We start from the raw sequence: 11886 nt of genomic DNA, 5'->3' as shown, positions 1-11886 counted from the left end.
GGAAACGTGTGGCATGGATGCCACACTCATGAATTCAATACTTACTAAAATCTATTTTAAATTTTGGCTTCAAGGACGAATTTTAGTAATAGAAAAATGATTTATGAAAGAAGTCTACTATAGATTTTAAATTGAATTTATCGGAGTTGTACTTTGCTGTATTAAAAATAAGGGACATTCAGCGAGTGATGCTATTGATAAATTGGGGGGGAATATTAAATTCCCCAAATAGGATGATTTTAAGGCACTAATACATTTAACTGACGCAGAATATGACACAGCTGAATCATCGGCATACCCATTAAAGTAGTCTGGTCTTGACCAATCATCTGTTCAAACAAACTAATCCCCAAGCTTTCACACTTAAAACTGCCGGCACACATCAAAGGCTGTTCGACTTCAATATAGCGTTCAATTTCAGCCAGACCCAGTTTACGGAATTTGACCTTGTAATGTTCAACCAAGGTTTTTTCAAAGCCAGTAGAGAGTTGTTGGACACTTAAAGCAGTACTGAAATAAACAATTTTGTCAGAATTGGCCTGTAACTGTTTAATAGCCTTTTCCACAGTCAAAGGTTTGCCAATAAAAATATCCGGTGCACCTTCACGCCAGGCCACCTGGTCAGAACCAATCACAATCGCTTCGGGATGCTGTTCTGAAATCGTTTTGGCTTTTTCAAAAGCCAGTCGCTGGGCTAAATGATCGGCATGATTTTCACCGCGAGGTGATTCATCAATATTTGGCACCATACTTTGATAATCAATACGAAGGCGATCCATCAGGTCTTTACGGGTTTGACTGCTTGAAGCCAAGATTATTTGGGGAGTATTCATCACACTGCATATTCCATAAGCACATCAAGCGGGACATAGGAGAGCACAGCTTGATGGCAAGCTTGAATTTTAATGGGAGGGGCAATACCGGCCTGGTACGCTTCAACCCAACGGGTCACACAAATACACCAGAAATCACCCGGCTCTAAACCCGGAAAATCTACTTCTGGCAAAGGCGTGATCAAGTCATTACCTACTTTTTGAGAGAAATTCAGAAACTCAGCGGTCATTTGTGCACACATGGTATGCTGACCTAGATCTGTCGTCGCAGTATGGCAAAAGCCGTTACGAAAATAGCCCGTAATAGGAGAGTAGCAACAGCTTGCCAAGGGTTCGCCTAAAACATTCAAGCGATTGATATTTGGATCTGGATGAATAGACATAAGCTCTAAATCATGAGGTGGCTTTTGACTATGATAATCAAAACTTTGTCTTTCGACAGCTTTTCTGCAAAAGATGCTAACCTTTTTCTACATAATCATTTAAAATCGGGGCGTTTTTTATATCTATAAAGTGAGCTCTACATGAACTTTCAGCGTATGACTGACCTGGATTTGGCAGGTAAGCGTGTACTAATTCGTGAAGATTTAAACGTGCCTGTTAAAAATGGTGTAATTACCAGTGATGCACGTTTGCGCGCAGCATTACCAACAATTAAGGCGGCCTTGGAAAAAGGTGCAGCAGTAATGGTTTATTCACACCTTGGTCGTCCAGTTGAAGGTGAGCCAAAACCTGAACAATCTTTAGCGCCTGTTGCAGCTTATTTAACTGAAGCTTTGGGTCAAGAAGTAAAATTATTTACTGATTATTTGGATGGTGTTGAAGTTGCGGCCGGTCAAGTCGTATTACTTGAAAACTGCCGTTTCAATGTAGGTGAAAAGAAAAACAATCCTGAACTTGCACAAAAATATGCAGCACTTTGCGATGTATTTGTGATGGATGCGTTCGGTACTGCACACCGTGCAGAAGCGTCAACTGAAGGTGTAGCGCGTTTCGCTAAAGTGGCTGCTGCGGGTCCATTGTTGGCAGCTGAGCTGGATGCTTTGGGTCGTGCACTTAAAACACCTGAAAAACCAATGGTTGCCATTGTTGCGGGTTCTAAAGTTTCAACCAAACTAGACGTGTTAACTTCACTTTCTGATATTTGTGATCAAATTATCGTAGGTGGTGGTATTGCCAATACATTCCTTGCTGCGGCAGGTTTCAATGTTGGTAAATCATTATGTGAAAATGATTTGATCGACACAGCCAAAGCGATTGCGGCAAAAGTTTCTGTACCGCTTCCAACAGACGTAGTGGTTGCTGATGCTGCTGAAATTAATTTTGATGATTTCCTGGGTTCATTGGCTGCGGCTAAAGCTATAGTGAAAAAAGTTGAAGATGTTGCAGACAACGACATGATTTTGGATGTAGGTCCAGAAACTGCCAAAGCCTTTGCTGAAATCTTGAAAACGTCAAAAACTATTCTTTGGAATGGTCCTGTAGGCGTATTTGAAGTGGATCAATTTGGTGAAGGCACTAAAGCGCTCTCTTTAGCTATTGCTGAATCGGAAGGTTTCTCTATTGCAGGTGGTGGTGATACTTTGGCTGCAATTGATAAATACGAAGTTGCAGACAAGATTGGCTACATCTCAACAGGTGGCGGTGCATTCCTTGAATTTGTAGAAGGCAAAACGCTTCCTGCAGTTGCTGTGCTTTTAGAACGTGCTTAATTAAGCAGTTTGGCAGCAATGAAAAAAAGGTTGACTTCGGTCAGCCTTTTTTTCATTTGAGTGATTCATTTTTTAGTCATAAAAATGCAATATAACTGAAATAAAATTCCGGTCATTAAATCTCCTGTCGTAGGAAAATGTGATGAACTTAAAATTAACACTTGCAGCACTTGTGATTTTACCTTTAGCTTTGACCGCGTGTGCCAAGAAAGATGAAGCGCCTAAAACTGAAACTGCAGCTTCTGCAGCAGCAGAGGAGCAAACAACACCAGAACAGCAAAAAGCGATTGATGCACTGGATAAGCCAGTTCTGGATGAAAAAAATACCGATGTACCAGCTGAAGTGGCAAATGCACCAGCAGATGAAGCGACTGCCGCTACCGATGATGCTGCTTCTACAGCAACTGCCCAATAAGTTTGTCATTTTTTATTTAAAAGTCCCTGCATAAGCAGGGATTTTTTTTGAAATAGTGTGTTTTGTTGCTGAATTGAAACCTGAGTCCATGTAGAATATGGCGCATTACCTGGGAGGATATTATGGCTCTAATCTCAATGCGCCAGCTCTTGGATCACGCTGCAGAACACAACTACGGCGTACCAGCGTTTAACGTAAACAACTTAGAACAAATGCGCGCAATTATGTTAGCCGCAGACGAAACGAATTCACCTGTTATTGTTCAAGCATCTGCGGGTGCTCGTAAATATGCAGGCGCTCCGTTCTTACGTCATTTAATTTTGGCAGCAATTGAAGAATGGCCACATATTCCAGTGGTTATGCATCAAGATCATGGTACTGACCCTGATGTATGCCAACGCTCTATCCAGTTAGGCTTTTCATCTGTAATGATGGATGGTTCATTGGGTGCAGACGGTAAAACGCCTACAAGTTACGAATACAACGTAGACGTGACTCGTCGTACAGTTCAAATGGCGCACGCTTGTGGTGTTTCAGTTGAAGGTGAAATTGGTTGCTTGGGTAGCCTTGAAACTGGTATGGCTGGTGAAGAAGATGGCGTAGGCGCTGAAGGCGTTCTTGACCACTCTCAACTCCTTACTTCTGTAGAAGAAGCACGTTCGTTCGTTGCTGATACCGATGTAGATGCCTTGGCGATTGCGGTAGGTACTTCACACGGTGCTTACAAATTCACTCGTCCACCTACAGGCGACATCCTGGCGATTGACCGTATTAAAGAAATTCATGCGGCGTTACCAAATACCCATCTTGTCATGCACGGTTCAAGCTCTGTGCCACAAGAATGGTTGGCTGTAATCAATGAATTCGGCGGCGACATCAAAGAAACTTATGGTGTGCCTGTTGAACAACTGGTTGAAGCAATCAAACACGGTGTTCGTAAAATCAATATCGACACTGACTTGCGTTTGGCTTCTACTGGTGCAATGCGCCGTATGATGGCTGAAAAACCAAGCGAATTCGACCCACGTAAATTCTTCGCTGCAACTGTAGATGCGATGAAACAAATCTGTATCGATCGTTATACAGCATTTGGTACTGCCGGTCATGCAGACAAGATTCGTCCAATTTCTTTAGAGAAAATGGTGAATCGTTATAAATAATCGATAAAGATTATTTATAATCAAAAGCCCACATTTCTTGTGGGCTTTTCTGTATCTAATTCTAAACCATTATAAATCAGGAAAATAAGGCAAAAGATGGAACTTATATTGGCTGCTGCATGCTGTAGTGTCATCATCTCGATTTTGTTGAAATTATGCAAGGCTAAAGGTTTTGATGCCTTGCAGATGATAGTCTGGAATTATGCGTCTGCAAGTGTACTCTGTTTTTTATGGTTTAAGCCGGATTTACAGCATGTTTCTGTCATGGATACGCCATGGTGGCTCATTGTAGCTTTAGGTGTGTTATTGCCGAGCATTTTCCTATGTCTGGCGAAATCCTTGCAATATGCCGGTATTATCAAAACTGAAATTGCCCAGCGTTTATCTGTGGTTTTATCGCTCTTGGCCGCCTTTTTTATTTTTCAGGAACAGTTTAATAGCTTGAAAATGATCGGGATCGGATTAGGAATTTCCGCCGTACTGAGTATTTTATTTTCACATCAAGCAACAGCACAAGAGCAGTCATTTTCAAAGCAAGGCTTGCTTTATCTGGCATTGGTCTGGTCAGGATATGCCTTGATCGATGTGCTGCTCAAGTACACGACAGGCTTAGGTGTGCAGTTTGCTGTGGCACTAAACTTGATGTTTATCTGTGCCTTTATCTTGTCGTTGGCTTATATAGCCCTTACAACGAAAACAGTGGGTAGTAAAAAGAACATCTTGGCTGGGTTGGGGCTAGGCGTTTTAAATTTTGCCAATATTGCCCTGTATGTTAAAGCACATATGTTATTAAAAGACACACCTGCAATTGTGTTTGCAGGCATGAACATTCTGGTAGTAATTTTGGGGGCCTTAAGTGGCTTAATTCTCTTTAAAGAAAAATTAAAACCTGCAACAGCATTTGGTCTGGTTTTAGGATTAGCCAGTGTTATTTGCTTAGCTTATGCCATGTCTGTTTGATATAACTCGATACAAAAATCAAGGGATGTTGCAGGAAATCTTCCTTTTCAGCCAAACCCAACAGCAAACCATTTTGATTACAACTAGGACAGGCTGGATAGTGGTGATCTTTTTGTTGATAGAGGTGAAGATAATATTGCTGGCAATGATGACACTCAAATTTCATAGGCATCGGCATAAACATAGACATAGTGAACCTCTTAAAAATTTTAATTGGTATAGATGGGGATGAAGCAAAAAACAGACCATAAAATAGTCAGTGCAAAAAATTGAAATTAAATATACAGCCCATTTAAATGCGCTGTATTTGAAAGCTTTTAGTTTTATAAAATCAAGATATTGGCTCAATCATGAGCGTTGAAAGCGCTGTAATATATCTTTCCAATAGTAGTTGGCCATAGCAATAGGATGTTTGAGTAGATCTTGCATTTCAATCGTGCCCTGAAGTTGACCGGGTTGCTGACAATGAGGGCATTTAGGATAAGAAATCGAAATAGCATCTAAGCTGTATTTCTGCATGTAAACCATTTTGCAAGATAGACATTCAAATTTTATGGGCATTTTAGAAGCAGCAAGCATAACAGGTACTACCGTTTATTTTTTGCGCCAATATACCTTAATACTGTTGCAAAAATAAGTCCTGAAATGACATGAAAGGGGCTTATAAGCCCCTTTTATTGTAATTTTTTTTAATCATAGCTTGGTGAAAATTTCTTCACGACTCAGCCGTGACTTCGGCAACTGAGCATTGAAATCATTTTCGCTGCGATAACCCAGTGTCATAATCACTGATGGAATTAAACCTTTTTCATCTAATTCCAATTCCTGGCGAATGATCTGTTCATCAAATCCGCCAATAGGCGTGGCATCAACACCTTCAATACCAGCTGCTAGCAGTAGTTGACCTAACGCAATAAAAGTCTGATTTTCTGCCCAGCGCTGAATATCCCCTTTTTCATTACGGTAATAATCCACATAACCGCTACGGCTGTCTTTTTGCCCCTGTTTGGCTTTTTCATCTTTAAAACGACCGCTGATATCATCCTGGTTAAGCAAGGTATCTAAATGCTGTTCACTAATATCCGCTTTGGTACAGAATAGAATGGTATGAGAAGAATCTAAAACTTTCGGCGCATTGTAGGCATATTTTCCAACCAGTGCTTTGGCGATACGTTCTTTGGCAGTTTGATGATCTGCAATAAAAAAATGCCAGGGTTGAATATTGATGGAAGATGGAGTGAGACGCAGAATTTCTAATAAACGTTCAAACTGCTCTTGAGGAATTTTTTTACTTGGATCATACGCTTTTGTGGTGTAACGTGATTTTGAAACGTTTAATAAATCCATGAGTGACTTTTCCACTATTAAATTTTTTATGATTTTACCTGATTCATTGCGGAAATAGCTTAGAAGAATTTTTAGATAACTTATATTTTGGCATAAAGAGTGCGAACATTTATTGTAATTTAGAGTAGAAAACTTAATAAAATGAATAAATAATAGCTATATGTAATGACTAAATACGAAATCAATATTGGTACTTTTTGCTAAATCACGTTTAATCGAATAATCACATCGCCTTTAGATTGAGTCGGACAATGATAGATTATACAAACTATTTTAAAAAACGATTAAAAACCCAACAGCAGATTGGATTGTGGGTTGGTCTGGCAGATGCTTACGGCACTGAAATTGCTGCCAATGCGGGCTATGACTGGTTACTCATCGATGGTGAACATGCGCCGAGTGATTTAAGAACCACACTGGCACAATTACAAAGTATTGCGGCCTATCCCTCGCAGGCTGTGGTTCGTCCACCTATAGGCAGTGTACAGCTGATTAAACAATTACTGGATATCGGGGCGCAAACTTTACTGATTCCGATGGTGGAAACGGTTGAGCAGGCTGAGCTGATGGTGAAAGCGGTACGCTATCCGCCAGAAGGGATTCGTGGTGTAGGTGCGGCACTGGCACGTGCAACGCGTTGGAACAGTATCCCGGATTATTATGCAACAGCCCATGAAAATATTTGTCTGCTGATTCAGATTGAATCGGTGACAGGTCTGGAAAATCTGGATGATATTTTAAAAGTGGAGGGAATTGATGGTGTATTTATTGGCGCTGTAGATTTGTCTGCCACTATGGGCTATCAGGGGAATCCTAATCATCCGGAAGTACAAAAAGCGGTTGTTGATGCCATTCAACGCATTCGGGCATCTGGTAAAGCAGCGGGGATTTTATCAACGGCGCATGAAGTGACGCAAAAATATATTGATTTGGGTACCGAGTTTGTTGCTGTAGGTGTGGATACCAGTGTCTTGATGAATTCACTACGCGAACTTTTGGCAAAATATAAAAGTGATGCAGAAGTGGTAAAAACTGAAGGTGGTTATTAATCTCTAATATGAGCTTCTATATTAAGTATCATGGAGTCTGAATGACTTTAGCTGTAATGATAGAAGCTCAGCAATAAAAATTTGTAGTTAATAAGCCCAAGTCTTTAATTCTAATTTTACATTTTTTTGCTCAGAGTCAATCTCTAAAATTTGTGCTGAATGTTCACGCCAGTCTCCCAGCACAATCCGTTTTTTACCCTGAATATCATGTATCGCAGGGCGATGTGTATGGCCATGAATCAGGATATCGACATCATTTAATCCAGTTTTTACCGCCTGCTGGTTCACATCCATGATGTCATAAGACTTCACTTGCTTGGTTTCTGCACTTTTTTTACGAAAACCATTGGCCAGTTTTTGTCGAAAACTTAAAGGCATGCGTTTTAACACAGCTAAAAGGAATGGATTACGAATGATTTTACGGAACTTTTGGTAAGACACATCATCTGTACAGAGCAAGTCACCATGTTCTAAACGGTATGTGGTTTCGGATATTTTTAAAATGGCTGGTTCAGACAGTAATGTGCCATTAAATTGTTTTAAGAATTTTCTGCCTAAAGCAAAATCACGGTTGCCGGCCTGAAAATAAACATGATTACCAGCGTGATGAAAATTTTGCAGAGCATGGATAATTTCATCTAGCCAAGGGGCAGTATAGTCATCGCCAATCCAGGCATTAAACCAGTCCCCCAAAATATAGAGTTGGGTATTTCTATCTTTATAACTGTCTAATAAATCCAAAAACCCCCGAACGAGTCGAGGGTGTTCAGGTGACAAATGTAAATCAGAGATAAACAGATAGGTCACTTATTTTCCTTAATACTTCCTCTCAAAGTCCGTCTATTGGATAGAGGAACTATATCCTTAACATTATTCCGTTTTAAAGCAGTGCTTTAAAACTCATTAAAGACGGAGAGGACGTTTTTTATTCAGAAATGATTTTTGCAGATTCAATTACAACGTTCTCTAGAGGAACGTCAGCGTGGTAGCCACGGTTACCTGTACGAACGCCTTTGATATCAGCAACAACGTCCATACCTTCAACTACTTTACCAAATACGGCATAACCCCAACCTTGAGCTGTTTTACCAGTATGGTTAAGGAAAGAGTTGTTTTTCACGTTAATGAAGAACTGAGCAGAAGCTGAATGAGGAGCTTGTGTACGCGCCATTGCGATCGTACCTTCATCATTGCTTAAACCGTTGTCTGCTTCGTTTTCAATTGAATCGCGAGTTGCTTTTTCTTTGAAATTTTCATCCATGCCACCGCCCTGGATCATGAAACCGTCAATCACACGGTGGAAAATTACGCCATCATAAAAACCATCACGAACGTATTCCAAAAAGTTAGCAACAGTTTTAGGTGCTTTTTCTGAGTTAAGTTCAAGAACAATACGTCCTTTATTGGTGTTTAATTCGACTTGAGGAAAACTCATTCTATAATCTCCTGATCATGGACAAAAAAGCCATGGGTTTTTGGTTGAGAGAAGCATAAGCAAACTGTAAACTACAAGGCAAGCAAAAACGTTATTTTCTTTGTTAAAAATGGAGAAAAGCGTTTTAATTATCCTATTTTATCTTATAGAAGTGATTTATCAACTATGAAGCCGAATGATGTTGTTTCATCCCTGCCAAATAACCCGACAACAAGTACTCAACCTGTCGATGCTGCGCAGCAAGAACAACAGCCGGGCTTAGATTTTGTACGTCAGATCATTACTGACGATTTGGCAGCAGGCCGCACACAGCAAGTGGTGACGCGTTTTCCACCAGAGCCAAATGGTTATTTGCACATTGGTCACGTGAAAGCGATTTGTTTGAACTTTGGTATTGCGCAAGAATTTGATGGCGTATGTAACTTGCGTTTTGACGATACCAACCCAGACGCAGAAGAACAAGAATATGTGGATGGTATTGCCAACGATGTAAAATGGCTCGGTTTTAACTGGAATGGTGAACCGCGCTACGCATCAAGCTATTTCGATCAATTGTACACATGGGCGGTACAACTGATTGAACAGGGCGATGCCTATGTAGATTTACAAACACCTGAAGAAATCAAGTTAAACCGTGGTTCATTTGTAGAGCCAGGTAAAAACTCTCCATACCGTGATGCGACTGTAGAAGAAAACCTGGCGCGTTTTGAACAAATGCGTAATGGCGAGCTGGGTGAAGGTCAGGCAGTACTGCGTGCCAAAATTGATATGGCATCACCGAACGTACATATGCGCGATCCGATTATGTACCGGGTATTGCATTCTGAACATCACCAAACCGGCGATAAATGGAAAATGTACCCGATGTACGACTATGCGCATCCATTATCAGATGCCATTGAAGGTGTTACACACTCGCTATGTACTTTGGAATTCCAGGATCACCGTCCATTCTATGACTGGATTGTGGAGAAAGTGAAATCACCAGCTGTTCCGCATCAGTATGAATCTAGCCGTTTAAATGTCGATTACACCATCACCTCTAAGCGTAAACTGCGTAAACTGGTAGAAGGTGGCTTTGTACAAGGTTGGGATGATCCACGTATGCCAACCGTAGTCGGCATGCGCCGTCGTGGTTTTACACCAGAAGGCCTGCGCGATTTCTGTAAACGTGTCGGTGTATCGAAGGTCGATGGCAGTATTGTCGATGTAGCCATGCTTGAATACTGCATTCGTCAGTCTTTGGAAAATACCGCTGCACGTGGTATGGCTGTGCTTGATCCAATCAAAGTGACATTAACGAACCTACCAAGCGATATGGATCTGACTCACTCACGTCATCCAAACGTCGACATGGGCGAGCGTATCATTCCATTAACGTCTGAGATCTTCATTGACCGTAAAGACTTTGAAGAAGTGCCGCCTAAAGGCTTTAAACGTTTAATCCCACAAGGTGAAGTGCGTTTACGTCATGCCTACGTGATTAAGTGTGATGAAGTGATTAAAGATGAAAATGGTCAAGTGGTTGAATTGAAATGTTCAATTGACCCGGAAACTTTAGGCAAGAACCCGGAAGGACGTAAAGTGAAAGGCGTTATTCACTGGGTATCTGCAACTCAAGGTGTGCCTGCAGAAGTGCGTATCTACGACCGTTTATTCACCGAATCTGACCCAGAAGTGGGCGATGACTTCCTTGCCAACTTAAACCCTGCATCACTCAAAGTGGTTCAAGCGGTGATTGAACCTGCTTTGGCAGAGGCGAAGCCTGAAGACCGCTTCCAGTTTGAGCGTGAAGGCTACTTCGTGGCAGATCAATATGATCACACAGCAGCAAAACCAGTGTTTAACCGTATTCTGGACTTAAAAGACAGCTTTAAGCCTGGAAAATAACTTTGTTGATTGTCTAGGATGATTCACTGTTGAGTCAAAAATGTTTAGATCAAGCTCAACTTCGGTTGGGCTTTTTCATGACAGCTATTTTATAAACATTGAAGCGACTAGGTTTCATGAGGGTAAATTTGTGATTATTCGAGATAAGAATAATAGCTTTATGCTGTTATTTGCGTGGCATGGCACAATTTTACCGAAAGTGATGCCAGCTCTAGCGGTTGTAGTCAGTTTATCGGCACTGTTGGTGTATTTAAGTGCAGCACATTTCTTGAGTATGCCAGAAGTTCCTGCCATTGGCTTTACCATCTTCGGTGTGATTCTTTCGATCTTCTTAAGTTTTAGGAATACGGCTTGTTATGACCGCTGGTGGGAAGGGCGCAAGCTTTGGGGTGCACTGATTGCCAATACACGGCATATTATTCGTGATGGTCATGTGCTGGAAAATTCTCAACGTCAGATTTTGATGTATCGGGTTATGTTATTTTGCTACCTGCTACGCGACCGGTTACGTCATCAAGCAACAGATATTCAACATTTCCGAAATGCTGTCAATTTAAGCGATGTGCAATGGCGGCAATGTGCTGAACATATCAATGCACCACAGTATTTACTTGAGATCATCCAGAAAGATTTGGTGCTGTGTTATAAGCAAGGTCAAATCAGCGACATTATTTATAGCACCTTGACTCGACATACGGTTGCCATGGGCGATATTCATGCAGGCTGTGATCGTATTATGACTACGCCATTGCCATTTTCTTATTCAGTTTTATTGCATCGGGCAGTTTATTCATTCTGTTTAATTTTGCCGTTCAGTATTGAAGCGAGTTTCGGTATTTGGACACCTGTAATTGTGGCATTAATTGCCTATTTGTTTTTAGGTTTGGATGCGCTCAGCGCAGAGTTGGAAGAACCATTTGGACTTCAGGAAAATGATTTACCCCTTAATTCGATTGTGCGAAATATTGAACGGGAAATGTTAAGTTCATTAGGGGCTGAAATTCCGCCAGTACTTTCAAGCTATAAAGGTAATTTAAGTTAAGTTTAGAAAAATCATTTTTGCTTCTACACGGCGCCGTTTAAGT

The 11886-nt window shown here is 41.0% G+C and carries 13 protein-coding genes; 7 read left to right on the top strand and 6 right to left on the bottom strand.

The features are described 5' to 3' along the window. Positions 1–239: 239 nt before the first annotated feature. Both ACE01R_RS11230 and ACE01R_RS11225 read right to left on the bottom strand, forming a co-directional pair. On the bottom strand, positions 240–833 hold the full coding sequence (locus ACE01R_RS11230; protein WP_395551269.1) for a Maf family protein: 594 nt from the start codon (positions 831–833) through the stop codon (positions 240–242). Further along, positions 833–1216, bottom strand: coding sequence for a DUF2237 family protein (locus ACE01R_RS11225; protein WP_086196374.1), 384 nt, complete (start codon positions 1214–1216; stop codon positions 833–835). The genes ACE01R_RS11230 and ACE01R_RS11225 overlap by 1 nt, the downstream gene beginning before the upstream one ends. A 141-nt stretch (positions 1217–1357) precedes the next feature. Between ACE01R_RS11225 and ACE01R_RS11220 the strand changes: the two genes are divergently transcribed. From ACE01R_RS11220 to ACE01R_RS11205, 4 genes are all read left to right on the top strand, one after another. Continuing rightward, entirely contained in the window at positions 1358–2545 is a 1188-nt protein-coding gene (locus ACE01R_RS11220) for a phosphoglycerate kinase (RefSeq protein WP_395551268.1), read from the top strand. 142 nt (positions 2546–2687) lie between these two features. Beyond that, positions 2688–2960: a hypothetical protein gene (locus tag ACE01R_RS11215; protein ID WP_395551267.1), complete on the top strand. Its 273-nt coding sequence runs from the start codon at positions 2688–2690 to the stop codon at positions 2958–2960. Between the two features lie 122 nt (positions 2961–3082). Continuing rightward, positions 3083–4120 (top strand): class II fructose-bisphosphate aldolase, encoded by a 1038-nt coding sequence (fba, locus tag ACE01R_RS11210; protein ID WP_395551266.1) that lies wholly within the window; start codon positions 3083–3085, stop codon positions 4118–4120. Positions 4121–4216: 96 nt separating this feature from the next. Next, entirely contained in the window at positions 4217–5080 is an 864-nt protein-coding gene (locus ACE01R_RS11205) for an EamA family transporter (RefSeq protein ID WP_395551265.1), read from the top strand. A 348-nt stretch (positions 5081–5428) separates the two neighbouring features. Here ACE01R_RS11205 and ACE01R_RS11200 read toward each other — a convergent pair whose 3' ends face one another. Next, positions 5429–5599, bottom strand: a complete 171-nt coding sequence (locus ACE01R_RS11200; RefSeq protein WP_395551264.1) for a hypothetical protein — start codon at positions 5597–5599, stop codon at positions 5429–5431. A 174-nt stretch (positions 5600–5773) separates the two neighbouring features. Continuing rightward, positions 5774–6427 (bottom strand): oxygen-insensitive NAD(P)H nitroreductase, encoded by a 654-nt coding sequence (nfsB, locus tag ACE01R_RS11195; protein ID WP_395551263.1) that lies wholly within the window; start codon positions 6425–6427, stop codon positions 5774–5776. A 251-nt stretch (positions 6428–6678) separates the two neighbouring features. On the opposite strand from nfsB, the gene hpaI reads away from it, so the two are divergent. Continuing rightward, positions 6679–7476 (top strand): 4-hydroxy-2-oxoheptanedioate aldolase, encoded by a 798-nt coding sequence (hpaI, locus tag ACE01R_RS11190; RefSeq protein WP_395551262.1) that lies wholly within the window; start codon positions 6679–6681, stop codon positions 7474–7476. An 87-nt stretch (positions 7477–7563) separates the two neighbouring features. On the opposite strand, the gene ACE01R_RS11185 is transcribed toward hpaI, so the two are convergent. Both ACE01R_RS11185 and ACE01R_RS11180 read right to left on the bottom strand, forming a co-directional pair. Further along, positions 7564–8283, bottom strand: a complete 720-nt coding sequence (locus ACE01R_RS11185; RefSeq protein ID WP_395551261.1) for a UDP-2,3-diacylglucosamine diphosphatase — start codon at positions 8281–8283, stop codon at positions 7564–7566. 118 nt (positions 8284–8401) lie between these two features. After that, on the bottom strand, positions 8402–8911 hold the full coding sequence (locus tag ACE01R_RS11180; protein ID WP_166168257.1) for a peptidylprolyl isomerase: 510 nt from the start codon (positions 8909–8911) through the stop codon (positions 8402–8404). Positions 8912–9076: 165 nt separating this feature from the next. On the opposite strand from ACE01R_RS11180, the gene ACE01R_RS11175 reads away from it, so the two are divergent. Both ACE01R_RS11175 and ACE01R_RS11170 read left to right on the top strand, forming a co-directional pair. Continuing rightward, positions 9077–10801, top strand: a complete 1725-nt coding sequence (locus tag ACE01R_RS11175) for a glutamine--tRNA ligase/YqeY domain fusion protein (RefSeq protein ID WP_395551260.1) — start codon at positions 9077–9079, stop codon at positions 10799–10801. A 130-nt stretch (positions 10802–10931) separates the two neighbouring features. Continuing rightward, a complete protein-coding gene (locus tag ACE01R_RS11170; protein ID WP_395551259.1) occupies positions 10932–11843 on the top strand; it encodes a bestrophin family protein in 912 nt (303 codons plus the stop codon). The last annotated feature ends 43 nt before the right edge of the window (positions 11844–11886 follow it).

Origin of the sequence: Acinetobacter sp. BSP-28 (assembly GCF_044130285.1) — a bacterium.
Classification (GTDB): Bacteria; Pseudomonadota; Gammaproteobacteria; order Pseudomonadales; family Moraxellaceae; genus Acinetobacter.
This window is presented reverse-complemented; position numbering and strand designations above follow the sequence as displayed.